Annotated in this window: 12 protein-coding genes and 1 pseudogene; 6 read left to right on the plus strand and 7 right to left on the minus strand. The window is 63.8% G+C overall.

The annotated features are described in order from the left end of the window. Positions 1-110: 110 nt before the first annotated feature. Positions 111-332: pseudogene (locus FJ941_RS00310) on the plus strand (antitoxin); the annotation flags it as partial. A 202-nt stretch (positions 333-534) separates the two neighbouring features. On the opposite strand, the gene FJ941_RS00315 reads toward FJ941_RS00310, so the two are convergent. From FJ941_RS00315 to FJ941_RS00350, 7 genes are all read right to left on the minus strand, one after another. After that, positions 535-1,575: a sulfate/molybdate ABC transporter ATP-binding protein gene (locus FJ941_RS00315; protein ID WP_027141566.1), complete on the minus strand. Its 1,041-nt coding sequence runs from the start codon at positions 1,573-1,575 to the stop codon at positions 535-537. A gap of 12 nt (positions 1,576-1,587) precedes the next feature. Further along, positions 1,588-2,472, minus strand: a complete 885-nt coding sequence (gene cysW, locus FJ941_RS00320; protein WP_140502329.1) for a sulfate ABC transporter permease subunit CysW — start codon at positions 2,470-2,472, stop codon at positions 1,588-1,590. Continuing rightward, positions 2,465-3,316 carry a sulfate ABC transporter permease subunit CysT gene (gene cysT, locus FJ941_RS00325; RefSeq protein WP_027141568.1) on the minus strand — a complete coding sequence of 284 codons (852 nt, stop codon included), beginning with the start codon at positions 3,314-3,316 and terminating at the stop codon, positions 2,465-2,467. Before cysT ends, cysW begins: the two co-directional genes overlap by 8 nt. 22 nt (positions 3,317-3,338) lie before the next feature. Next, on the minus strand, positions 3,339-4,367 hold the full coding sequence (locus tag FJ941_RS00330; RefSeq protein WP_027141569.1) for a sulfate ABC transporter substrate-binding protein: 1,029 nt from the start codon (positions 4,365-4,367) through the stop codon (positions 3,339-3,341). 214 nt (positions 4,368-4,581) lie between these two features. Further along, on the minus strand, positions 4,582-5,259 hold the full coding sequence (locus tag FJ941_RS00335) for a M15 family metallopeptidase (protein ID WP_246673647.1): 678 nt from the start codon (positions 5,257-5,259) through the stop codon (positions 4,582-4,584). A gap of 123 nt (positions 5,260-5,382) precedes the next feature. Beyond that, positions 5,383-7,473: a penicillin-binding protein 1C gene (pbpC, locus tag FJ941_RS00340; RefSeq protein WP_246673648.1), complete on the minus strand. Its 2,091-nt coding sequence runs from the start codon at positions 7,471-7,473 to the stop codon at positions 5,383-5,385. Positions 7,474-7,686: 213 nt separating this feature from the next. Beyond that, positions 7,687-13,167 (minus strand): alpha-2-macroglobulin family protein, encoded by a 5,481-nt coding sequence (locus FJ941_RS00350; protein ID WP_140502331.1) that lies wholly within the window; start codon positions 13,165-13,167, stop codon positions 7,687-7,689. Positions 13,168-13,446: 279 nt separating this feature from the next. Here FJ941_RS00350 and FJ941_RS00355 point away from each other — a divergent pair, with 279 nt between their 5' ends. The 5 genes from FJ941_RS00355 to FJ941_RS00375 all read left to right on the plus strand — a co-directional run bounded on the left by FJ941_RS00355 (position 13,447) and on the right by FJ941_RS00375 (position 25,698). Next, positions 13,447-15,375 carry an autotransporter assembly complex family protein gene (locus FJ941_RS00355; protein WP_140502332.1) on the plus strand — a complete coding sequence of 643 codons (1,929 nt, stop codon included), beginning with the start codon at positions 13,447-13,449 and terminating at the stop codon, positions 15,373-15,375. A gap of 2 nt (positions 15,376-15,377) precedes the next feature. After that, entirely contained in the window at positions 15,378-21,434 is a 6,057-nt protein-coding gene (locus FJ941_RS00360; protein ID WP_140502333.1) for a translocation/assembly module TamB domain-containing protein, read from the plus strand. A gap of 252 nt (positions 21,435-21,686) precedes the next feature. Further along, the gene (locus tag FJ941_RS00365; RefSeq protein WP_140502334.1) at positions 21,687-23,345 is read left to right on the plus strand and encodes an ABC transporter substrate-binding protein; all 1,659 of its coding nucleotides are present in this window, start codon (positions 21,687-21,689) and stop codon (positions 23,343-23,345) included. Positions 23,346-23,494: 149 nt separating this feature from the next. Beyond that, positions 23,495-24,529: an ABC transporter permease gene (locus FJ941_RS00370; RefSeq protein WP_140502335.1), complete on the plus strand. Its 1,035-nt coding sequence runs from the start codon at positions 23,495-23,497 to the stop codon at positions 24,527-24,529. A gap of 11 nt (positions 24,530-24,540) precedes the next feature. Further along, positions 24,541-25,698 carry an ABC transporter permease gene (locus FJ941_RS00375; protein WP_140502336.1) on the plus strand — a complete coding sequence of 386 codons (1,158 nt, stop codon included), beginning with the start codon at positions 24,541-24,543 and terminating at the stop codon, positions 25,696-25,698. Positions 25,699-25,706 lie beyond the last annotated feature (8 nt).

Genomic DNA, 25,706 nt, shown 5'->3' on the forward strand with positions numbered 1-25,706 from the left:
GGTGTCTCGACAGCACGATCGTTCCCGAGACGACCTATGCACGAATCTGGAGAGTTGCATCATGTTGCGGTTTGGCAGATACAAACGGCATAAACAAAAGAGCTTCGACAATGCCCCGATCCCGCCATTCAACCGTGCCGCCGAAGGAGGCCAGGCTGTTCCGAAACAATCGGACCCAGGTGGTCTGTATTCCTGTCGAATTCGAGCTTCCCGGCGATAAGGTGTTGATCAGTCGAGAAGGCGACCGCTTGATCATCCAACCCGTTCGCAAGACCGGTCTCACCGCGTTGCTTACCCAATGGGCAAAGGAGCGACTGCTTGGTCCGGAGGATGATTCCGAGATCGACGATACGGCTGTTAAATCCGAAAATGCCAAAAGTTATCGGCATTATCTCGACATCCTCGATAAGCCGCCGAGCGGTGAAGGTTTCGCACGTCTTATGAACGCGCCCAAGCCGTGGCAGAGCTGATGCTGTCGGCGCCCACGCCTCTAAAAGGCGTGTTGAAAGAGTAATCGATATCGCTCGGTAGAAACTAAGCAGCCGGGAACAGTTTCCAGCGCCCCGGCCGGAAGGCCACCCGGCTCTTTTGTGCCGCCGGATGATCGACCGGCAGTTCGATCTCGACCCGCTGGCGTTCGCCACCGATTTCGAGCTCGACGCGCCGTGTGCCGGCGACGCGGCGGCTGGCGGCCACGGTGCCGGCGATGCAGCCGCTGCAGCCGTCCAGCAGTTCGACATCATGCGGGCGAAAATACAGCATCGCATCGCCCTGGGGCGCGTGCGGCGCCGACAATCCGATCGGACGGTCGGCGAGCCAGATCTCGCCATTCTCGATCTTGACCGGAAGCGAGCTCGATTCACCAATGAAGCCGTAGACGAAGGGCGAGTTCGGCGTGTCGTAGATATCGTCGGCGGTGCCGACCTGCTCGACGCGGCCCTGGCTCATCACCACGACGCGGTCGGCAAGCTCCAGCGCCTCTTCCTGATCGTGGGTGACGAAGACGGTGGTGTGGCCGGTAGCGTCATGGATTTCGCGCAGCCAGCGGCGCAGTTCCCGGCGCACCTGCGCGTCGAGCGCGCCGAACGGCTCGTCGAGCAGCAGCACCTTGGGTTCGATGGCCATGGCACGGGCGAGCGCCACGCGCTGGCGCTGGCCGCCCGAAAGTTGCGCCGGATAGCGTTTTTCCAGACCCGACAGCTGGACGAGATCGAGAAGCTCGGAGGCGCGGCGGCGGATTTCGGCCGCGGGCGGCCGCGTCGGCCCGTGCCGCACCTTGAGGCCGAAGCCGATATTGTCGGCCACCGTCATGTGCCGGAACAGCGCGTAGTGCTGGAAGACGAAGCCGACATTGCGTTCCTGGATCGACTTTTGCGAAGCGTCCTCGTCGCCAAAGAAAATTTTTCCACGCGTCGGGCGCTCCAACCCGGCGATCAGCCTGAGCAAGGTCGTCTTGCCGGAGCCGGACGGTCCGAGCAACGCAATCAGTTCGCCCGACTTGATGTCGAGCGACACGTCGTGGAGCGCTGGAAACCGCTCGAATTCCTTGCGCACGTTGGCAACGCGAACTTCCATGCAATGAACCTTCTAATGTCCGCGCGTCGCGGCGAGTTCGGCGCCGTAGCGCATCTCGAGCAGAGTTTTCAAGATCAGCGTGACGAGCGCCAGCCCGGCAAGCAATGAGGCGACGGCGAAGGCGCCGACGGCATTGTACTCGTTGTAGAGGATTTCGACATGCAGCGGCATGGTGTTGGTCAGGCCGCGTATGTGGCCCGACACCACCGAAACCGCGCCGAACTCGCCCATGGCGCGCGCGTTGCACAGAAGCACGCCGTAGAGCAGGCCCCATTTGACATTGGGCAAGGTCACATACCAGAACGTCTGCCAGCCATTGGCCCCGAGCGAAAGAGCCGCTTCCTCGTCGCCATTGCCCTGTTCCTGCATCAGCGGGATCAGTTCGCGGGCGACGAAGGGGAAGGTGACGAAGACGGTGGCCAGCACAATGCCCGGCACGGCGAACAAGATCTGGATGCCATGTGCCTTCAACCACTCGCCGAGCAGCCCCTGGGCGCCGAACAGAAGCACGTAGACCAGACCCGAAATGACGGGGGAGACCGAGAAGGGCAGATCGATCAACGTGGTCAGGAAGGCCTTGCCCTTGAACTCGAACTTGGCGATCGCCCAGGCGGCCGAGATACCGAAGACGATGTTGAGCGGTACCGAGATCGCCGCCACCAGCAAGGTCAGGCGGATCGCCGAACGTGTGTCCGCATCGCTCAGCGATTCCAGGTAGGTGCCAACGCCCTTGGCGAAGGCTTCCTTGAAAACGATGATCAGCGGCAGCAACAGGAAGACGGCGAGAAAGACGAAGACGATGGTCATCAGCACGGCCCGTGCCGGCCGGCTTTCGGTCACTGCCGCCGAGCGGCTTTCATGGAACGGTTCGTAGGATTTGATCTCGGGTTCAGCCATAGCGCTTGCGGCTCCATGTCTGCACCAGATTGACGATCAACAGCATGATGAACGACAACGCCAGCATGATTGCCGCGATCGCGGTCGCCGCCGGGTAATTGTATTCCTCGAGCCGGATGACGATCAAAAGCGGCGCGATCTCGGATTTATAGGGCAAATTGCCGGCGATGAAGATGACCGAGCCGTATTCGCCGACGCCGCGCGCGAAGGCCAGCGAGAAGCCGGTGATGATGGCCGGCGCCAGGCCCGGAAAGAGCACGCGGGTGATGATCTGAAAGCGGCTGGCGCCGAGCGTGGCGGCGGCTTCCTCCACTTCCTTGTCAATCTCTTCCATGATCGGCTGCACGGTGCGCACGACGAAGGGCAGGCCGATGAAGATCAACGCGATGACGATGCCCAGCGGCGTGTAGGCGACCTTGATGCCGAGCGGCATCAGCAGCTTGCCGATCCAGCCATTCGGCGCGTAGAGCGTGGTCAGCGCGATGCCGGCCACTGCCGTCGGCAGCGCGAATGGCAGGTCGACCATGGCATCGACGATGCGGCGGCCGGGAAAACGATAGCGCACCAGCACCCAGGCGACGAGCGTGCCGAAAACGACATTGACGACAGCCGCGATGAAGGCGGTGCCGAAGCTGATTTCAAGTGCGTTGAGCGTGCGGCGATCGGTGGCGATGGCCCAGAAATCGGCCCAGCCGAGAGCGGCCGAACGCCAGATCAGCCCGGACAGCGGGATGAGGATGATGAGGGTGAGGTAGGCAAGCGAGAAGCCGAGCGTCAATCCGAAACCCGGAATGACGCTCGGCTGTCTGAACCGCCACCCCGCCTGCGCGGGTGCTGTGGTCATGTCGTCCCGATCTAGGTTTAGCTCACTGGGCCGGTTTGTAGATCTGGTCGAATATACCACCGTCGCCGAAATGATAAGGCTGTGCCTTCTTCCAGCCACCGAAAAGCGGGTCGTCGATGGTGATCAGCTTGATAGGCGGCAGCTTGGCGAGATCCTCGGGCGGAACCAGATCGGGCTTGGACGGCCGGTAGTGGTTCTTGGCGATGATGGTCTGGCCTTCCTTGGAATAGAGGTAGCTCAGATAGGCCTCGGCCACCTTGCGCGTGCCCTTGGCGTCGACATTGGCGTCGACCACAGCCACCGGCGGCTCGGCCAGGATCGAGGTCGGCGGATAGACGATGTCGAAATTGTCGGCGCCAAACTCATCGAGCGCCAGATAGGCATCGTTTTCCCAGGCGATCAGCACGTCGCCCAGGCCTTTTTGCGCGAAGGTCACGGTCGAGCCACGCGCGCCGGTGTCGAGCACGGGAGCATTGGCGTAGAGCTTGCCGACGAATTCCTTGGTCTTGGCTTCGTCGCCGCCATCATTGGCGTTGGCATAGGCCCAGGCCGCGAGATAGTTCCAGCGCGCGCCGCCCGAGGTCTTGGGGTTGGGCGTGATCACCTGCGTGCCGTCCTTGATCAGGTCGTTCCAGTCGTGGATGCCTTTGGGATTGCCCTTGCGGACAAGGAAGATGATCGTCGAGGTGTAAGGCGCTGAATTGTTTTCGAATTTGGTGCGCCAGTCGGGATTGATCTTCTTTGACTTGGAGACGATGGCGTTGATGTCGCCTTCGAGCGCCAGCGTCACCACATCGGCGTCCAGGCCGTCGATCACGGCGCGGGCCTGGGCGCCCGATCCGCCATGTGACTGCTGGATTGTCACCGTCTCGCCGGTCTCGGTCTTCCAATGCGCGGCGAAGGCCTCGTCATAGGCCTTATAGAGCTCGCGCGTCGGATCGTAGGACACGTTGAGAATGGTGGTGTCGGCAAACGCAAAACCGAGCGTGCCGAACTGGACCGATGTGGCGACCAGTGCGCCGAGCAGTTTCCGGAAATGAGGTTTGGTCATTTCTGCCTCCATTGAACCCGTGCCAAATCTACCGAATTGATAGAAATAAGATGCATTCAATGTTTGCCTTTTTTGCCTTCCTGAAGAAAATCTTCGGCGATCTGTTGCGGCATTGGGAAAATATTTTCCTTGCAGCTGCTCCGCACCCGGAGCCGGTCCGCCATCCGGCCTATCTAGGGATGCACGGCTGCCGGGCAAGTCTGCGTTGGGCAGCTTACTCGGCGGTCACAGGGAAATCGAAGCGCTGCTTGGGAAACGGCTCGTGGGCGAGCGCAAAATGCCACCATTCGCGGGCGTAGTTCTTGAACCCGCCAGTACGCGTGGCATCGACGAGCAGCTTGCGGTTTGCCGCTGCTTCGGTGCCGAGCGGGCGATGCGCGGTCTCGCTCATCGTGTCGAAACAATCGAAGCCGGCGCCGAAATCGAGGGTGTTGGCATCGACAGCGCCGCAGGCCGGTTTCGGCACGGACGGACTGTCGGCAGGCGCGATAGCGATATCGACGGTTGAGCCGCGCGAATGTGCCGACCGCCGGGCGACGTAGCCCTCAGTGATGAGGTCGCTGCGCTTGACCTTCGGATACCACTGCGGGTCCGGCGGTCCACCCGCGGTCGTCCAATCGCCCATGTCGGCCACCGCGCGGGCAGGACGGTAGCAGTCGAACACGACCAGCGTCGTGCCCCTGGCGATCATCGCCTTCTGAACGCTGGAGAGTGCCTTCGCCGCCTCCTCCGTGAGGATGCAGACAGGTGCGTTGTAGCCGTTCACCTTGCGGTGCAGGAAATTGTTGGAGCTGGCGTAGCGAATGTCCTGGCGGATGGATGGGGCGATATCGGAGAGGCGGACGAAGCCGGCAGGGAGGGGATCGGCGAAGGCAGAGAAAGGGATTGTCACAACGAACGCTGCCGCAGCTAACGCTATCGATAATCGAGGATTGCGCGAGGCACCAGGCATCAGGCGAGCTATCCTTCTATCCCCGGTCTCAAAAAGCCAATGCGCTGAATCCCTTGACGCACTCTACTCAACGAACACTTTCACACTCGCCGCTCGCCCAGCCGCATCGATGACGGTCAGCGTCGAGTAACCCGCCCCGTCGGGCTGCCATGTCGCGGTGCGGCGGCGGTCGAGGCCGATGAGGGGCTTGCCGTTGGCCAGCCAGCGGAACGGCGCACGGCCACCTTGCAATTTCAGCACCAGCGGCAAGGCGTCGGCCGAATTGGTGGCGAGATCGACGCGGGCGCCGTCCGGCGGGAAAATGATGGTCGGCGCGGGTTCGGTCGGCGTCGCCTGCACCAGGCCATCCGCGCCGGCGCCGAAGCGGGCAAGCGTCACCGGAAGGTCCTCGCGCTTGGGGGTAAAGGCGCCAGGCGGTTTGCCCGGCAGCGGCACGGTCGCCAGCCCCGAGCGGACAAAGCCCTCGAACAGAATCGGAGCGGCCGAGACATAGCCGGAAAGACCCGGCACCGCGCCGGCATCGGGCCGGCCGACCCAGACACCCAGCACATAGCGGCCGTCGAAGCCCACCGACCAGGCGTCACGGTAGCCGTAAGAAGTGCCGGTCTTGTAGGCGATGCCACGCTGCGAAGCGCCTTCGGGTGGCTTCACACCCGAGAGGATGTCGATGATCTGCCAGTTGGCCTGGTCGTTGAGGATGGTGGTGGTCGAACTCACGGCGTTGGCCGGTTCGGTGCCGTCGCGCAGCGAGTGCGTCTTGCCGCCATTGGCGAGCCCTGTGTAGAGCTGGACGAGGTCGCGCAGCGTGACGCCGACGCCGCCGAGGCCGATGGCCAGGCCCGGCGCTTCGTTGACCGGCAAGATCGGGTTGACGCCCGCCTGGCGGAAGCGCGCTGTCAGCCGCGCCGGGCCGACCGCGTCGAGCACGCGGATCGCCGGCACGTTGAGCGACAGCTGCAGCGCCTGGCGGATGCTGACATCGCCCTGGTAGCCCATGTCGAAATTCTTCGGCCTGTAGCCGCTGAAATCGACCGGGCTGTCCTCGATCAGCGTTTCCTGCGCCACCAGTCCCTGCTCGAAGGCGAGGCCATAGATGAACGGCTTCAGCGTCGAGCCGGGCGAACGCACGACCTTGGTCATGTCGATCCAGCCGGAACGGCTGGCATCGAAGAAATTGGCCGAGCCGACTTCGCCCAAAATGTCGCCGGTGCGGGCGTCGGCCAGCACCATGGCGACGGAGAGACGCGGCCCGAGCTTGGTGGCGGCGTCGCGCGCCACTTGTTCCAGTCCTTGCTGGACGCTTTTGCGGATCGTCAGCTTGAGCGGCTGACCGGGGACGGCCTTGGGAAGCATCGCATAGGAGGCATGCGCGGCAAGCGCCGGCAAGGTGCGCCGCAAGCCTGACACATCGTCGAGTGCTGCGCGTGCCGCCTCGCGTTCGCCGATCAGGCCTGATGAGACCATGCGGCTCAGCACACGATCGCGCGCTGCATGGGCGATCTGGAGATTGCGGTCGGGCCGTCGCTTTTCCGGCAATTGGGGAAGGGCGACGAGAAGGGCGGCCTCGGAAACGGTCAGCCGCTTCGGTTCTTTGCCGAAATAGGCGAGCGAAGCGGCGCGCACGCCCTCCAGATTACCACCATAGGGCGCCAGTGTCAGGTAACGCTCGAGGATCTCGCGCTTCGACAGCCGCCGTTCGATCTGGATGGCGCGCAACATCTGCTTGATCTTGGAGCCGAGGCTGCGGCTCTCGCGCGGCTCGATCAGGCGGGCGAGCTGCATAGACAGGGTCGAGCCGCCAGAGACGATGTGGCCGCTGGTGGCGAACTGGCCGGCTGCGCGGGCCAGCGCCAGCACATCGACGCCCTCATGGCCCCAGAAGCGCTTGTCCTCATAAGTGACCAGCATGTCGACGAATTGCTTGTCGACCTGGTCGAGCCGGGTTTCCAGCCGCCAGTAGCCGTCCGGCGTGGCGAAGGCGCGCAACAGCTGGCTATCGCGGTCCTGGACTTCAGTGGAAACGGTGAGCTTTTCAGGAAGCGGGGGCGGGAAGGCGCGGTCGAGCTCCCAGAGGGTGGCGGTGGAGAGGGCGAGAATGCCGGCGCAAGAAGCCGAGGTTATGGCGGCGCGACGCAGGAATTTTCTGGAGAACATGGCGCCGCCCCTCATTGTCCTACCGGACATTTCTCCCCGTATAGTGACGGGGAGAAAGACGCTGTTGCTGATGGTTTCGCCAATCGCCAGCGTTGCGGAAAAAGCGGCGAAGTTCGAGACAGCTCCCTTCTTCCCGTCACTATGCGGGGAGAAGGTGCCGGCAGGCGGATGAGGGGCAGCGCCGCCGTCCTGTTCATATTCGTCAGCATCGCCTTACGGTGCCTTGATCTCCATCATGCCGGTGGCGGTGCGGGCCGAATATTGCGGCCGGTACATGTCCTCCACCGTTGCCGCCGGATGGGCGTAGGTGCCCGGCGTCACGGCGCGCACGACATAGGCGAGCGTCAGATTGTGGTCGTGGTCGCCGTCGGCCGGGTTGAATGCCGCGACGAAGCGGTCGTCGCGGAATTCCAGATGCGCGGCGTCGGTTTGTGCCAGCCAGGAGAAGTTCGACAGCTGGGCGCTGGAAACCAGGCCTGGATTGTCGATCTCGAAGCCGGCCGGCAACAGGTCGGTGACCAGCAAGCGCGACGGCCAGCTGTTCTGTTCCGTCACCTTGAGCACGACGACATAGCGTTCGTTCTGGGTTGCCTCGGTCACATTGGCTTCGGTGCCGTCGAGCTTGTAGTAGGTGCGGTTGATGGTGAAGCCGTCGCCGCCGGCCGGCAAGGGCTGGATCGGCGACGCCACGGTGGTGACGACGGCCTGCAGCGGGGTCTTGCCGGTGTTGGCGATTTCGAGCGGGCTGTCGACCAGTTCCGAGCCGTTCACCTGGTTTGAATAGCCGCCGGAATGCGGCGCGCCATTGACGGTCAGCGTGATCGAATCATTGCCCTCCTTCAGCGCGCGGGCCGCCAGCAGCATCCAGGAATCGTCCTGGGTGCTGGTCCAGCGGGCTTCGGCGCGTTTCCTGGTGACCAGCTTGATCAGTTCGGGCACGATCGTCGATACCGGCTTCGATTCCGCCGCCAGCGACAGCATCGCCGCGCCGTCACGCAACGCCGAGCCGTAGTCGGAGCGGTACCAGTCGTAGTCGGTGCTCGACTTGGCGAGCTGCAGTGCGGTCTTGAACGTCGCCTCCGAACGCTGCGTGTCGCCATAGAGCGCCAGGCTCGCCGCCAATTGGGCAACGGCCATCGGGCTCGAAAAGGCTTCGAGCTGGGTGTCGGCGTAGTAGCGCAGGTCGCCGATCGAGGCCTTCTTGTTGCGGGCCAGCACATAGAGGGCGTAGGCGATCTCGCTGCCACGGTCCTGTACGCTCTGGTCGTAGCCGAGCGAGTTCTGCAGGTTATTCAGGGCCTGGTTCATCGCAAGAGCCGGCACGTCGTATTTCTGCTCCCGTGCCCTGGTCAGGAACTCGCTGACATAGGCGTCGAGCCACAAATCGCCGGAGCCCGGACCCCACAGGCCGAAGCTGCCGCTCGAGGACTGGTAGCTCAGGACCTTGTAGATCGCATCCTGGATGCGGCCGTGCAGGTCAGGGTCGCTTTCCATGCCGATGCCCGATGCCATCTCGTTGACGTAGAGAAGCGGCATGGCGCGGCTGGTGGTCTGCTCGGCGCAACCATAGGGGTAGCGATCGAGCGTCATCAGCAGCGACGGGACGTCGAAGGCCGCCGCCTGCGAAACGCCGACGCTGACCGAAGCGCCCTCGAGCAGGCTTGCCGCCAGCAGTTCCTTGTCGACGCGCAACGCGCCGCCGTTGCCCTTGAGATCGACCACAAGGCGCGTGGTGACCGGTAACTGGGCCGGGCGCACCGGCACATGGAGCGTCTGCTCGACCTTGGTGCCGTCGGCGTGTGCCAGCTTGATGGTGAGCGAGGCATTGCCCGCCGTCTTTGCGATCAGCGGCACCGTTAAGGTCTGGCGCTTGCCCTGGGCGAGCGTCAGCTTCTGGGGCAGAGGCTTGTCGCCTGTCGACAGGTCGCCCGTCGTATCGATCGACAGCGCATAGTCGCCGGCGGGGCCGTCCGTGTCGGCTACGTCGAGCCGCATGACGGCATTGTCGCCAGGCGCCAGGAAGCGCGGCAGGCCGGCGGTGATCACTACGGGATCACGTACGATCACGTCCAACTGGGCATGACCGACCGCCTCCTTGGTCCAGGCGACGGCCATGACGCGCACGGTGCCGTTGAACTGCGGAATGTCGAAGTCGATCCGTGCCTTGCCATCGGCATCGAGCTGGACCGGGCCGGAGAAGAAGGCGACCAGCTTTTCGGTGGGCGGGCTGCCTTGCGCCTGCATGTTGGCGCCGTCGCCACCGGTCCTGAGCTTGCCGGTGGTGCCCAGCGAGCCATCGATCAGGCGGCCGTAGATGTCGCGGATCTCCATGCCCAGCATGCGCTGGCCGAAGAACCAGGTCTCCGGATCCGGCGCCTTGTAGTTGGTCAAATTGAGGATGCCGACATCGACGGCGGCAACCATGACATAGGCGTTGGTGCCCGGCTGCACGCCGGCCACGGAAACCGGGATCGACAGCTGCTGGCGCGGCACGGTCTTGTCGGGCGGCGTGAGCGTGATGGCGAGCTTCTTGGCGCCCGGATCGACCGTCAGCCATTTCACGCCGATGGCGCGGGCGGGCATGCGCGTTTCCTGCGCATCGCCCGGCCGGAACAGGGTTGCCGTGACATAGGCGCCGGCGCCCCAGTCGTCACCGACCGGGATGTCGACGGTGCTGCCGCCGGCCGGCACGGTCGCCGTGATGGTCTTCAGCAGCTTGTCGGAGCCGATGTTGATCAGAAGTTCGCCGGCAAAATGCGGCGAGATTTTCAGCTTGGCCACTTCGCCGGCGGTATAATTGTCCTTGTCCAGGGCAATCTCCAGGCCGTCGGGCGTTTCTGTGGTGGTCGAGGCGACATACCAGCCGGCGTCGAACTCATAGCTGGTGGCGGGCCCCTCCGGGTCCGATGTCTCGACCTCGAGCCTGTACTGGCCCCAATCGACCGGTACGGAAACGGTTGCGTCGCCATCGGCGGCGAGGTCGAGCTGACCGTTGGCGATCGACTTGGTCAAGGTCACCGGCTCGTAGTTCCAGGAGTTGTTGGAGCGATACCACTGGTAGTTGCGTTCGACCTTGACCAGCGTCCACTGCGCGCCTTTCAGCGCCTCGCGCTTGCCGTCGGGATCGACGGCGATCAGGCTGAACTTGGCGGTGCCGCCTTGTGGCACTTCACCGTCGGCGAAGTCCGGACGGATGCCGATCATATGGCCTTGCGGGCGGATGCCGATGTTGAGCGAGCGCTCGATGGCGCGGCCGCCGGTTTCGCGCATGCGCACCGTCACCTTGCCGTCGACCAGCTTGGTGGTCGAGGGCAACTGGTCGACGGTAACAGGGAAGGTCGCCTTGCCGTCATCGCCAACCACCGGCAGATCGGTGAGCGGCGTGACCGTGGGCTCCGCCGACTGCTCGTCGGCGAGGCCGAAGGAAAAGTTGGGGAAGCGGTCCCAGTCGCGCGACGTCGACAGCGTGAGTTCGCCTTCCAGCGCCAAGCCCGCCGCCGGCGCGCCGTAGAGGAAGCGGCCGTCAATGTTGATGTTGGCGGTTTCGCCCCGCGCAATCTCCTGCTTGTCGGCCTTCATGTCGAATTCGATGCGATCCGGCACGAAGTCCTCGACCAGGAACATCTGGCTGGCAACCGCCGGCTGCTTGGGGTCGGTGTAGATCGACACCGACCATGTGCCGCGCATGGCGTTGGGTTCGAGCGGCAGGTCGACGGCGTGGCCGCCGGCCGAGGCGCCGTCGCTGACGATGCGGCGGTCCTCGACGCCATCGGGGCGCGAGAAGATGAAGGTCAGCGGCAGGTTCTCGACCGCCTTGGCCGCACCGTCGCGGGCAAGGGCGGCGACGTGGACGTCCTCGCCGGCACGGTAGATGCCGCGTTCGGTCCAGGCATAGACGTCGAGCGCGCCCGGTGCGGCGCGTCCGGTGACGCCACGGTCGGACAGGTCGAAGCCGGCCTTGGCCATGTCGAGGAAGACGAAATCATTGTCGCCCTGTTTGGCCATCAGCACGGCCGGCACCATGCCGCCGTCACCGCGCGTCAGGCCGGGGTTGAAGACGGCGTGGCCGTTCGCATCGGACGTCGCGGTGCCCAGAACCTCGTTGTTTCGGGCAACCAGCGTCAGTTCGGCACCCGCTATCGGCTTGGCGCTGCCCAGCGAACGGGCAAAGACATTGAGCCCGTCCTGGCCGGTATAGGTCGACAGGCCAATGTCGGAGACGACGAACCATTGCGTGGCCAGCGAACCGTAGTCGTCGCTCTTGTCGTTGACGGGTTGCGCGGTCAGCACATAGACGCCGGGCTTGCGCTGCGGCAGCGCTTCGTCGACCGGGAACGAGGTGGTGACCTCCTTGTTGAGATCGTTGACGATGTCGAGCTGGCCCTGCCAGACCGGCGCGCCCATCTGCTCGGAGATGTTGGAGATGTCATAGCCGTCGAGCTGGTGCAGGAACTGGTAGCCCGACAGAAGCTGCGCCAGCGAACGATCGCCGATGCGGTAGAGCTTCATTTCGGCGGCGTTCATGTTGACGGTGACGATCGGGATGCCGCGGCGCGCGCCGGCCGGCAGCACGAAGCTGTCGCCGGTGAAGCGGGCGGACGGCGCGCGGTCCTGCACATAGATCGACAGCACCACGGGGGCGGCGGTCACTTCGCCGATCGCCGCCGGCAGGCCGGCGCGGAAGGTGACGTCATAGTGCTGGCCGTGTTCGAGCCCTTCGACGCAGATCTGCTTGTCCTTGGCCTCGACGCCCTTGGGCGGCGCGTTGTCAACGGTGACGAACTGCGTGTAGTCGATGCCGGTCTTGACCAGATCCTCGGAGAATTGCGCGCAGATGCGCGGCGCGCTGGTGTCGGCATCGACAGAATGATCGATGACACGGAACCCCTTGCGGGCCTTCAGATCGGCATAGTCGGCCTGCACCGCGGGCGCGCTTTCCAGCGCAAGGCTGGCCTCATAGGCTTGGAGCGCCGGCCGGTAGAGATCGCGCTTGTCGAGACCATTGCCGAGCAGCGCCAGCACTTCGGCGCGCGTCTTGGTGGTGCGCAGCAGCTTATAGGCGTTGAAGGCGGCCGACGTGCCGTTTGCCGGCAAAGTCGAGGCTTCGGAGGTGCTGGCTGCAGGCTGCACGGCCAGCGTTTCGCGAGCCAGCTTGAGCCAGAGCTGGCCATCGTCAGGCATGACCGAGACCGCGGCCTCGTATTTCTGCATGGCGGCGCGATGGTCGCCGGTCAATACGGCCTGTTCGGCGGCATTGGTCAGTGCCGCCATGCCCTCCGTCGGCTTGTCGAAGGCCGGGCCAAGCAGCTTGTTGCGATATTGCTGGGCCTGGTCGGCCATCCAGTTGGGAAAGAAGCCGAGTTCCGGCGGCGCGCCGATATCGGGATCGCCGTCGATGTTGACGACCTTGCCGGCGATCGCGCCGGTGAAGGATTTTAACTGGTTATAGTCGGATTTGAGAAAGCACCATTTGGCCTTGGTGTTGTAGGTGAAGGCGCGGCAGGCCGGATCGCCGAGACATGTCGTCTTGCACTGGTCGAGCGTGACGTTCTGGTCCGACCTGAGGTCGAAACCGAAATAGTCGGAATTGTCGGTCGTTGCGATTCGCCGGGCCTCGGCCGCTTGCGCGACGCTGCCCCAGGCGAAGAAGAGAAGGACGAGAATCGACAGACCACGAGCCGCGCGCATTGCCATTACACCCTCCAGACAATTGCAGACGTCCGGGCATGATCAAGCTTCAGTCAGCTTGTCAACGCGCGAACGCGGCAGGTGCCGCCTGCCAACGGTTTATTTTCCGGCCAAGGACCGGTATGCGGACAGTAACCTCCATAGGACAGGGGATCACGCATTCTTGCGGAAACGCAGAAGGTGTGAATTCCAAGCCCGTCCTATTTCAGACAATTGGATTGTGGCCCCTTTACGAGCGCTTCAGAACTTCATTCCAATTTTAGGTTTACGAACTAGGTTATCTTAATGCCGGCGCATGAAGAGCAGATGTCAGGAGGGACCGCGCCAGGGCGCGTGCTTCCGCGCGCCCTGCTTTTGGCCATGATGTGTTCGTCGGCGCTGCTTTGCGAAGCGAGGCACGCGGCCGCGTTCGAGCTTTTCGGCATCAAGCTGTGGGGATCCTCCAGCGACGAGGACGCCGATATTGCCGATCCCCTGCGTTACGCGGTGACCATCTCCGCACCCGATGCCGACAAGGACCTCGTCAAGAAACTCGAAAACGCCTCGGCGCTGAAAGGCGATGAGAACCGGCCGGTTTCGGGCTCGCTCGGGCTGATGGCCAAGGCGCGCAGCGACCGGGAACAACTGGTCGCCGCACTTTATGCCGATGCCCGTTATGAAGGCGTCGTCACCATCACCATCGACGGCAAGCCGCTCGACGAACTGCCGCCGGACGCCGAATTCAAGGGTCCGCAGCCCATTCCGGTGGTGATCACCATTTCGGCCGGCCCCAAATTCACTCTTGGCAACATCAGGCTGGAGGGCGACGCCGCGGGGCTGATGAGCGCCGACTATGGGCTGATATCTGGCGGCGACGCCGGATCGGGCGCGGTGCTCAAGGCCGAGGCGCTGATCGTGCGGACGCTGAAGGAGCAGGGCAGGCCGCTGGCCAGGGTGACCGACCGGCAGATCGTCGCCGACCATGCCACCTCGACACTCGACGTGACGCTGACGGTCGCAGCCGGGCCGGTCGCCGGCTATGGCGCGACCACCGTGGAAGGCACCGAGAAGATCGACCGCGACTTCACCGAATACATGACCGGGCTGAAGCGTGGCAAGCAGTACTCGCCGCAGGAGATCAGCGACGCGCGCGACAGGCTGCTGGCGCTCGAGGTCTTCAACAGCGTGACGTTCAAGGAAGCCGACAAGCTCGACGCCGAAGGCAACATCCCGATCGACGTCCAGGTCAGCGAGCGCAAGCCGCGCTTCTTCGGGCTCGGCGGCACCTTCTCGAACACCGAGGGGCTTGGCCTGGAGGGGTACTGGGGCCATCGCAACCTGTTTGGCCGTGCCGAAAAGCTGCGCATCGACGGCGCCATCAGCGGCATCGGCAGCAACAGTCTGTCCGAACTGAACTACAATGCCGGCATCATGTTCGAGAAACCCGGCGTCATCGGGCCGGCGTCGAAATTCTTCGCCAGCGTGAAGACCGTGCTCGAGCATCCGGACGCATACGACCATTTCTCGGTCAAGGGCAGCACCGGCCTGTCCTACGAACTCGACAAGAGGCAGACCGTATCGGCCGAGGTCGCGCTCGATTATTCGCGCATCCACGACGCTTTCGGCAAGCACAGCTACCTGATCGCCAGCATTCCGCTGCAATATGTCTACGACAACAGGGACAGCAGGCTGAACCCGACCAGGGGCTTCAGGGTGCTCGCCTATGCCGAGCCGAGCTACGACATATTGAGTGGTGCCGCCTTCCTCAAGCTGAAGGGCGAGGGATCGGCCTATCAGTCGCTGGACACGGCCTCGAAATTTGTGCTGGCCGAGCGTGTCGCCATCGGCTCGATCGTCGGTACCGGGCTGCAGAGCGTCCCGGCCGACCGGCGCTTTTATTCCGGCGGCGGCGGCTCGGTGCGCGGCTATGCCTATCAGGGCATCGGTCCCAAGGATTTCACCGGCCAGCCGATCGGCGGCCTGTCGTTCTTCGAGACCTCGGTGGAGATGCGCATCGCCGTCACCGACACGATCGGCATCGTGCCCTTCGTCGATGCCGGTACGGTGTCGACCAAGTCGGTTCCCAATTTCTCCGACGTCAAGGTCGGTGCCGGCGTCGGCCTGCGCTACGTCACGCCGTTCGGACCGTTGCGCATTGACGCGGCCGTGCCGCTCAACCGTGATCCCGGCGACCCGCATTTCGGCATCTATGCCGGCATTGGCCAGGCGTTCTGACGATGAAAACGGTCTGGCGCATCCTTCGCATTGTCCTCTACACGCTGCTGATCGTGCTCGCGGGTGCGATCGGCGCGCTCGTCGTGCTGACCAAGACCGAGCGCGGGCGCGACAACCTCGCCGGCATCATTTCGCGGCTGGCCTCGAGCGATGATCGCAAGGTTACCGTCAGCGGTATCGACGGCATCTGGTCGGGTAATCTCAGCCTCGACCATGTCGTGCTGGAGGATCGCGAGGGCGCTTGGCTGGTGGCGCGCAAAGTGGCCGTCGACTGGTCGCCGACGGCGCTGCTGTCGAAAAGCTTCAGCGCCGATCGCATCGCGGCCGAGCGCATCGAACTGGCGCGCCTGCCGGTGGCCGGTACGCAGCCGCCGGCGCAGAGCGGCACGACGACGCTGCCGGTCTCCATCGACATCAAGCAGATCGACCTGCCGGAAATCGCGCTTGGCGAGCAGCTGGCCGGCAGCGGCATCGCCGAGCTCGCGGCCAAGGGAATGCTCAAGGCCGATGCCGCGCCACTGGCGGTCCAGACGGTGCTCAACGTCACCCGCCACGACGGTAAACAAGGCAATGTCGATGCCAAGATCCATTTCGCACCCACCGACAACAAGCTGGACCTCGACCTCAAGGCGTCGGAGCCGGCCGGCGGCATCATTGCCAATCTGCTCAAGCTACCGGATGCGCCACCGGTCGATATCGCGGTTTTGGGCAGCGGGCCGCTTGCCAACTGGAGTGGTGTCGGTACCTTCCTCGTCGACCATCGGATCGTCACCCAGCTCACCGGCCGCCATCAGCTCACCGACAAGGGCAATCATGTCGAGGCAAAGGGCGACGGCGATTTTGCGCGCTTCCTGCCGGAAAACCTGAAGTCGCTGTTTGCCGGCAAGACCAGCTTCGATATCGCGGGCACCGCCACATCGGCTGGCGGCATCAGCATCGACCGGGCCAGCATCGAGAGCGATGCGGTGCACGGCACCGCCTCCGGCATAGCCGATCCCGCCGGCGCCAGCGACCTGTCGGTCGAACTCGCCGCCAAGGGCCCGCCCGTGGTGATCAGCGTCGGCAGCAAGGCGCAGCCGATCACGCTGGCGATCAAGAACGCCACCGCGCGGGCCTTCGGCGACGGCAAGGCGCCGATCGTCGACATTGGCGCCTCCTTCGTTTCGATCGTCGTCGGCGGCACGAGGCTGGACGATCTGGCGGCGCAAATTCATTCCGATGGTTTCGATATCCAGAACCGCGCCGGCCCGGTTGCCGTCAAGCTGGAGGCTGGCGGCCTGAAAACCGACGTCGCGACGTTGGCGCCGCTGGTCACCGGCAAGGTCAATGTCGATCTGGCCGGTTCAATCAGCAAGGACGCCATTGTTGCCATCGACCAGGGTACGCTGCGCTCCGATGCGCTCAATGCGTCGCTGACGGCGACGGTAGCGCTCGCCGACATGTCGATGCAGCTCAAAATGAACGCCGATGCCGTGGCGACCGCGTTCCCGCAGCAGATCGCATCGGTGCTCGGCGGGCGGGTGAAATTCTCGGCCACGGCATCGCGCGATCCGCAGGGCTCTTTCGCCGCGAACTCGATCGAACTCACTTCGGGATCGCTCAGCGCCAGCGGTACGGCCAGCATGCAAGGCACGGATATCCAGGCCGACATCAAGGGCAAATTGGGTGACGTTTCAGTGTTGTCGCCGACGGTCGGCGTACCGGTTACCGGCGGGGTCGATTTCGCACTATCGGCATCCGGCGCGATCACCGCGCCGGATTTCACTGTTACCGCCGACAGCGACAGCCTGACCGCTTCGGGCCGCACGGTGAAGGCCATCAAGCTGACTGCCAGCGGCAAGGCCGACATAACGAACCCTTCCGCCAATGTCTCGCTGGCCGGTGCCGTCAACGACCAGCCGCTCGACATCAAGGCTGCCCTGGTGACCAGCGAGGGCAAGCGTTCGATCAACGGCTTCCTGGTCTCGCTGGGCGACAACAAGGTCTCGGGCGACCTGGCGCTCGACAACAAGTTCATGCCCTTGGGAACGCTGACGCTCGCCGCGCCGGCAATCGACCAATTGGCCGCGCTGGCCGGCCAGGCAGTGACCGGCGACATCAACGGCACCATCCTCTTCGCCAAGGACGGCGACGCACCCTCCATTGCCATCGATGCCAAGAGCACGTCGGTCGCGCGTGGCGAGGTGACGGCCAAAGCGATCGCCATCAATGCGCTGATCGCCAATTATCTCAAGGCGCCGGCGATCTCGGGCACCATCAAGGCCGATGCGGTCACTTCGGGAAGCACAGAAATCAGCGGCATCGGCGTCGATCTCAAGCGCGACGGCGACTGGACCGATTTCACCGGCGGCGCCACGATCGCGGGCATTCCGGCGACCGCTGCCGGCCGGGTGAAGATCGCCGAGGGCACCACCAGCGTCGAGATTGCCTCGGGCGACGCCACTATTCGTGGGATCAAGGCGGCGATTGCCGAACCGTCGGCTCTGACCATCGCGGACGGCACAGCCAACATCGACAAGCTAGCGCTCGATATTGACGGCGGCAAAGTGGCGCTTTCGGGCAGCGCCGGCGAGACGCTCGATCTGGCGGCACAGGTCTCCGCTTTGCCTGCCACGCTTGCCAATGCGTTTTTGCCAGGCCTGGATGCTACGGGAACGCTTGATGGTATCGCTGAAGTGAGCGGCGCCCCGGCAGCTCCGGACATCCGGTTCAACGCGAAACTGGCCGGCGCCGAGACCAGCCAGACCCGACAGGCAGGGCTCGGACCACTCGCCGTCGATGCGGTCGGCAGCTACACCATTGCCGGCGGCGTCGCCCTCGACCGTGCCACCCTCTCCGGCGAGAAGGTCTCCGGCCAGGCCGCCGGCACCATCAACCCGAACGGGGCCAGCGATTTCGCGATCGATCTGACCTCGTCCGGCCCCAGCCTGCCGCTGACGGTCGGAACTACCGAGAGCCCGGTCAAGCTCGAGGCCCGATCAGTGTCGGCCAAAATTGCGGGCGAAAGCACGCATGCCCGGCTGGACTTTTCCGCGATCCTGCCCTCAGTCGTCACCAGCCCGGCGAAGGTGGACGGACTTACCCTGACGCTGCACTCGGACGCATTCGATCTCAGGAACCGCGCCGGGCCGGTTTCCGGAACGGTGTCGGTGGACAAGGTTGGGCTCGACAATGCAACGATTGCGCCGCTCATCGCAGGCAAGGTCACGGCGGCGCTCAGCGCCCGGCTGAGTGCCGACGCCGTCGCCATCGACAGCGGCACGCTGAAAAGCGATGCGCTCAGCAGCCAGGTCGCCGGCCAGGTATCGCTGCGTGACGGTGCCATCGATCTCAACCTGAAGGCGGATGCGCCATCGTCGGCCCTGCCGGCGGCGGCACGCGGCATGCTTGGCGACCGCGCCCAGATAAGCGCCACGCTGAAGCGCGAGCCCAACGGCAATCTCAACATAGGCGGATTGAAGCTCACTTCGGGCGCACTGAGTGCTGACGGCCAGGCAAGCCTTGCCGACAACAAGGTGACCGCCGACATCAGGGGGACGCTGAGCGACATCTCGCCATTGTCGAAGGATGCCAAGGGCGCCATCGCTTTTGCGCTGAGTGCGCAAGGGCCGGCCATGGCGCCGGACCTGTCGCTTACCGTCAACAGCGACAAGCTCTCGGTGGCATCGCGCGAGATCACCGGATTGAAGCTCACGGCGACCGGCAAGGCCGATGCCGCCAACCCTGCAGCCAATGTGCAGCTCACTGGCATTGTCGCCGGCCAGGCGCTGCAGGGGAGTGCCGTGCTGGCAACGGCGGACGGCAAGAGCGCCATCAACGGCCTGCTCCTCTCGCTTGGCAAGAACAGGATTTCAGGCGATCTGGCGCTGGACGACAAGTTCGTACCTGAAGGCACCATCTCGCTCGACCTGCCCGATATCGGCCCGCTCGCAGCGCTGGCCCTTGAAAAGGCAGAGGGCGATGTGCGCGGCACGATCGCCTTTTCCAGGAATGGCGCGGCGCCCCAGGTCGCCATCAAGGCGACTACCGCCTCGATCACGCGTGGCGATCTCCAGGCGAAGGCCGTTTCCATCGATGCGTTGATCGCCAACTACCTCGCCGCGCCAGTTATCTCCGGCAAGATCCACGCCGACACCGTCACATCGGGCGGCACCGTGATCAGCGGCATCGATGTCGATTTGAAGCGCGATGGCGACTGGACCGGCTTTTCCGGCGGCGCCACGGTCAAGGGCATTCCGGCGAGGGCCGCCGGCCGCGTGAAGGTGGCCGGCGGCACCACCACCATCGAACTCGCTTCGGGGCAGGCGACGGTCCAGGGCATCAAGGCGGCTATCGCCCAGGCCTCGACCGTCAGCATCGCCAATGGCACGACGACGCTTGACAGGCTGGTGCTCAACCTTGGCGGCGGCACCGCGACGGTGACCGGCAAGGTCGGGCAAACGCTCGACATCAACGCAGTGCTGGCGCGCGTCCCGATGTCGCTCGCCAACAGTTTTTCGCCCGGTCTCGATGCCGCGGGTTCCATCTCCGGCACGGTGAAGGTGACGGGCGCACCGGCGAGCCCCGCCGTTGCCTTCAACATCGACGCGGCCGGCGTGCAGACATCGCAGACCCGCGGCGCGGGCGTCGGCGCGGTGAGTGTTTCCTCGTCGGGTACCTTTGCCGGCAACAAGCTGGCCTTCAACGCCAATATCAGCGACGGAGCCGGGCTTGGCCTCAAGGGCGGCGGCACGGTGACGACCGCGGGCACGCCCGCGCTGGCGCTCGATTTCAACGGTGCCGTGCCATTCGGCCTCCTCGGCGAGAAGCTTGCCGCGCAGGGCCTGGCGCTGACCGGCACCGCCAACGTCAATATCCAGGTGCGCGGTCCGGCGACATCGCCCGTGATCGGCGGCAGCGTCAAAACCTCGGGCGCGCGGCTAGTCGACGCACGCTCGGGCCTTGCGGTCAACGATATCGCGGCGGACGTCTCGATAGGCAACGGTGTTGCCAGGATCAACCGGTTGACCGGAACGCTGTCGACGCGCGGCAGCCTGTCGGCCAGCGGTACGGTTGGCATCAATCCGGCGCAAGGGTTCCCGGCCGACCTGTCGATCAAGCTCACCGATGGCCGCTACACAGATGGACGCGTGGTGACCGCAAACCTTGGTGGCGAGCTGACGATCAAGGGGCCGCTGACTTCGGCACCGGCCATCGCCGGCACCGTCAACCTGGCCAAGACCGTCATCACGGTTCCGGACAAATTGCCGGGCTCGCTCTCGGCACTCGACGTCAAGCACAAGAACGCGCCGGGTGCGGTCAGGGCACAGGACAAGGCGCTGCGCCCGGCGACGACCAGCGGCAAGAGCAGTGGCAGCGGCCTTGCGCTCGACGTTACCGTCAATGCGCCGAACCAGATTTTCATCCAGGGCAGGGGTGTCGACGCCGAACTCGGCGGCTCGCTCAAATTGACCGGCCCGGCCTCGTCGCCGCAAGCCGTCGGCTCCTTCACCTTGCAGCGTGGCCGGCTGTCGATCCTTGGCAAGCGGCTGACCTTCACCGAAGGCACGGTCGGATTCTCCGGCTCACTGGTGCCTTACCTCAACCTGACGGCGACGACGACCACGACCGGCGCAACCGTCACCATCGTGGTGTCGGGCGAGGCGACCAATCCAAAATTCACCTTCAGTTCAGTGCCGGCGCTGCCGGAGGATGAAGTGCTGGCGCAACTGATCTTCGGGCGGTCGATGTCGAACCTGTCGCCGCTGCAGATCGCGCAACTGGCAGAAGCGGCCGGGCAACTGGCTGGTGTCGGCGGCTCGACGTCGCTACTGGAGAATCTGCGCAGCGCCATCGGCGTCGACGATCTCGACGTCATCACCGACGACAAGGGGGGCACGGCGGTCTCGGCCGGCAAGTATCTCAACGACCGCACCTATGTGACTGTCCAGAAGGGCGACAAGCCGGGTTCCGGCAAGGCGACCATCGACCTCAATGTCGGGCGCGGAGTCAAATTGCGCGGCGAGGCGACGGACGCCGGCGAAGCCAAGGGCGGAATATTCTACGAGAAGGAATATTGACGATCTGGCCCTCGTTCTGGCCGCAACTGGCGCTGTCGTAACCGGTGCGAACGTCTCAGTTTAATCGCCCGAAGAGATTTTGGCGAAATCTGGGCGCACTAGCAATTTTGCGCCAAGACTGTCGCTATCACGCGAACTGCTCCCCTTTCAAAGTTGCACATTCGCTAACATGTTCCCAATCCATGTCGTCTTTGACATCATGGCCTGGATGCGGAATGTTAATCGGCGGAAAGCCAACAATGGGAGTTAGTCATGACAATCTATAAGAGCAATGGCGACAGCGTTCCGGATCACATCCTGGCGATGGCCGAAGAAGCCAAGTCGGGCAAGGTCGACCGCCGCGAATTCCTCGCGCTCGCCAGCGTCTTCGGCGCCTCGACGGCCATGGCCTACGGGCTGCTCGGCCTTGCCGCTCCGACCCCGGCCAAGGCCGAGGACGTCCAGGGCAAGAAGGGCGGCGTGCTGAAGGTGGCCATGTCCGTCAAGGATCCCAAGGATCCGCGTACAGCAGACTGGTCCGAGATTTCCAACGCCGAGCGCCAGGCGCTCGAGCCGCTGGTGAAATACACCAAAGAGTACACCTTCGCGCCATATCTGCTGGCAAGCTGGGACATCAACGACGACGCCACCGAATACACGCTGCATGTGCGGCCTGGCGTCGAATGGAACAATGGCGACAAGTTCACCGCCGATGACGTGATCTACAATTTCACCCGCTGGGCCGACAAATCAGCGGAAGGCAACTCGATGCCGGGACGCCTTGGCAGTCTCGTCGATGAGACGACCAAGAAGTTGCGCGAAGGGGCGATCGCCAAGGTCGACGACATGACCGTCAAGTTGAAGCTGTCGAAGCCCGACATCGCCATCATCCCGAACCTGTGCGACTATCCCGGCCTCGTCGTCCACAAGACCTTCGACGAGAAGGGCGCCAACTTCAAGAACTGCCCGATCGGCACCGGTCCGTTCGAGCTCGTCTCCTATGATGTCGGCCAGAAGGTGGTCTACAAGCGCCGCACGACCGGCAAGTGGTGGCAGGGCGAAGCCTTCCTCGATGGCGTCGAGTTCATCGACTACGGCACCGATCCGGCCGCGACGGTCTCGGCCTTCGAATCGGGCGAAGTGCAGACCAACCACGAAACCACGGCCGATTACGTCAAGATCATCGAAGGTGTCGGTGCGCCGGCTTCGGAAGTCGTGACCGCGGCCACCGTGGTCTCTCGCTTCAACATCAATGCCAAGCCCTATGGCGACCAGAAGGTGCGCCAGGCGATGTGCCTCGCCGTCGATAATTCGGTCGTGCTGCAGCTCGGCTATGGCAATGCCGGCACGCCGGCCGAAAACCACCATGTCGCGCCGATCCATCCGGAATATGTCGAACTGCCGAAGATCAAGCGCGACATGGCCAAGGCCAAGCAGATGCTGACGGAAGCCGGCGTGATCGATTTCGAGCACGAGCTGATCAGCAATGACGAGGACTACCACAAGAACACCACCGACGCGATCGCGGCCCAGCTGCGCGAGGCCGGCATCAAGGTGAAGCGCACCGTGCTGCCGAGCTCGACCTTCTGGAACGACTGGACGAAATACCCGTTCTCGGAAACCAACTGGAACATGCGTCCGCTTGGCATCCAGGTCATCGCCATCGCCTACCGCTCCGGCGAAGCCTGGAACGAGACCGCTTATGCCAATCCGGACTTCGACAAGAAGGTCAACGAGGCCCTCGGCATCGCCGATGCGGAGAAGCGCAAGGTCGTGATGAAGGACATCGAGACGATGCTGCAGGAGTCCGGCATCATCATCCAGCCTTACTGGCGCAAGCTCTACATCAACATCAAGCCCGAGGTGAAGAACCACTCGATGCACCCCACCTACGAGCACGACTTCGGCAAGGTTTGGCTCGATCAGGCGTGACCCACAGCTTGACGAATACGAGGGGCGACTGGCCCCTCGAATTCGCGGGATCGTCGCCGTTGCACCGGATGCAGCGGCGGCGTGACGTCGCAAGGTTTTCGAAACAGGGTTGACCATATCTGACCCCAACCCGGCCGGCAGGGGGTACAATGTTCTCATTCATCATCAGACGCATCGGCACTATACTGCTCACGATGCTGTGCCTGACGCTGGTCGTTTTCTTCCTCGTCAATCTCGAACCCAATCTGAAGAAGCTGGCGATCAGCCAGACCGAAATGCACACATCGGCCGAGCAGCTCGAAAGCTGGCTGGTCAATCACGGCTACCGCCAGAACTTCTTCGCTCGCTATGGCCAGTGGCTCGGCGTCGTGCCCAAGCAGCCGATCACGGATCCGGCGACGGGGAAGACGACACAGCGCTTCTCTTTCTGCAACGACCCGACGGTGCCGACATTCTCCGGTGTCATCGAGGGCGATTTCGGCTGCTCGACCAAGTTCAAGACCACGGTTGGAGCCAAGCTGTTCCCGGCGCTCGGCGCCACCGGCATCCTGATGTTCTGTGTGCTGGCGGTGATGGTGCCGGTCTCGCTGCTGATCGGCATTCTTGCCGGCATGCGCGAGGGCTCGCGCACCGACCGCGTGCTGTCGGTCGCGTCGATCGCCTCGACGGCGACACCTGAATATGTGTCGGGCGTCATCTTCACCGTCGTCTTCGCCTCATGGCTCGGCTGGCTGAACGGTTCTGCCGCCTCGGCAAGCCAGGGTATCACCTTCTACAATTTCACGCTGCCGGTCATCACTTTGGCGATCTACGGCATCGGCTACATCGCGCGCATGACGCGCGCCTCGATGGTCGAGGTGATGACGCAGCAATATATCCGCACGGCACGCCTGAAGGGGCTTTCCTTCAAGAGTGTCGTGGTCAAGCACGCACTGCGCAACGCGTTGATCGCGCCGTTCACCGTCATCATGCTGCAGTTTCCATGGCTGCTCACCGGCGTCGTCATCGTCGAGGTGATGTTCCGCTACCAGGGCTTCGGCTACACGCTGGTCGAGGCCGCGGGCAACAACGACATCGATCTTCTGCTCGGCTGTTCACTGGTCTCGGTGTTCATCGTCTTGATCACGCAGCTCATTTCCGACGTCGGCTACGCGTTCCTCAATCCGCGCATCCGCGTTCAGTAGGGAGAAGGCGCATGCAAGCTCAATATATCGGCGCCTCCACCGTCATCCTCGAAGTGTTCTGGCGCTTCTGGCCGGTCTGGGCCGCGCTTTTCATCGTCATGGGCGCGAGCTTTCTCTACAAGAAGAAGCTGGCGCTCTATGGCCAGCTGTTCGACAGCGGCGTCGGCATAGTGGGCGTCTTCATCTGCCTGTTCTGGCTGTTCACGGCGATCTTCGCCTCGACCATCTCGCCTTTCGATCCGCTCGGCCAGGTCCCGATCATGAAGGACACGCTGCCCGGCGCCATCGAACCGCAATCGGGGCTTGTCTACCTGTTCGGCGGCGACAAGCTGGCGCGCGATGTGTTCTCGCGCATGGTCTATGGCAGCCAGATCGTGCTGATCATCGCACCCGCAGCGACCGGTTTCGCGCTCATGGTCGGCATCACGCTCGGCCTGCCGGCCGGTTATTACGGCGGCAAGATCGATTCCATCCTGTCGTTCCTGGCCAACCTGGTGCTGGCTTTCCCGGTGATCCTGCTGTTCTACCTGCTGGTGACGCCGGGCATCATGGACACGCCGATCCCCTATGCGCTGGCCGGTGTCTTCTTCCTGTTCCCGATCATCTTTTTCAGTGTGCTGTTCTGGACCCGCTACAAGAACCGGCCCGACCGGATCTATATCCTGCTTGGCCTGACCCTGATCATAGGCGGCTGGATCTACCTCGGCCTGGTCTTCGACAGGGATCCGCTGCACATCGTCCACATCGATCCCAACCAGCTCAACATTTTCGTGGCTGTGGTGTTCGCCTCCAGCCCCGGCGTGTTCCGCATCGTGCGCGGCCTTGTGATGGACATCAAGACGCGCGACTATGTGGCGGCGGCGCAGACGCGCGGTGAATCGCCGTGGTATATCATGCTGTGGGAAATCTTGCCCAATGCGCGCGGACCGCTGATCGTCGATGCCTGCCTGCGCATCGGCTACACCACGATCCTGCTCGGCACGCTGGGCTATTTCGGCCTGGGGCTTGCGCCCGAGAGCCCGGACTGGGGCACCGCGATCAAGGACGCCAGCCGATTGCTGCGCTCCTTCATCCATCCGGCGCTGCCGCCGACGATCGCGCTGATGTCGTTCGTGCTGGGGCTCAACCTGTTGGCCGATTCGCTGCGCGAGCAATCGATGAAAGACTGATTGACGGG

The organism is Mesorhizobium sp. B2-3-13 (genome assembly GCF_006442195.1).
Classification (GTDB): Bacteria; Pseudomonadota; Alphaproteobacteria; order Rhizobiales; family Rhizobiaceae; genus Mesorhizobium; species Mesorhizobium salmacidum.

What these genes read in the sequence shown, in the direction of transcription:
- FJ941_RS00315 (WP_027141566.1), bottom strand. Translation starts at nt 1,575, where the DNA reads ATGGAAGTTCGCGTTGCCAACGTGCGCAAGGAATTCGAGCGGTTTCCA.
- cysW (WP_140502329.1), bottom strand. Translation starts at nt 2,472, where the DNA reads ATGGCTGAACCCGAGATCAAATCCTACGAACCGTTCCATGAAAGCCGC.
- FJ941_RS00355 (WP_140502332.1), top strand. Translation starts at nt 13,447, where the DNA reads ATGCCGGCGCATGAAGAGCAGATGTCAGGAGGGACCGCGCCAGGGCGC.
- cysT (WP_027141568.1), bottom strand. Translation starts at nt 3,316, where the DNA reads ATGACCACAGCACCCGCGCAGGCGGGGTGGCGGTTCAGACAGCCGAGC.
- FJ941_RS00350 (WP_140502331.1), bottom strand. Translation starts at nt 13,167, where the DNA reads ATGGCAATGCGCGCGGCTCGTGGTCTGTCGATTCTCGTCCTTCTCTTC.
- FJ941_RS00330 (WP_027141569.1), bottom strand. Translation starts at nt 4,367, where the DNA reads ATGACCAAACCTCATTTCCGGAAACTGCTCGGCGCACTGGTCGCCACA.
- FJ941_RS00375 (WP_140502336.1), top strand. Translation starts at nt 24,541, where the DNA reads ATGCAAGCTCAATATATCGGCGCCTCCACCGTCATCCTCGAAGTGTTC.
- pbpC (WP_246673648.1), bottom strand. Translation starts at nt 7,473, where the DNA reads ATGTTCTCCAGAAAATTCCTGCGTCGCGCCGCCATAACCTCGGCTTCT.
- FJ941_RS00360 (WP_140502333.1), top strand. Translation starts at nt 15,378, where the DNA reads ATGAAAACGGTCTGGCGCATCCTTCGCATTGTCCTCTACACGCTGCTG.
- FJ941_RS00365 (WP_140502334.1), top strand. Translation starts at nt 21,687, where the DNA reads ATGACAATCTATAAGAGCAATGGCGACAGCGTTCCGGATCACATCCTG.
- FJ941_RS00370 (WP_140502335.1), top strand. Translation starts at nt 23,495, where the DNA reads ATGTTCTCATTCATCATCAGACGCATCGGCACTATACTGCTCACGATG.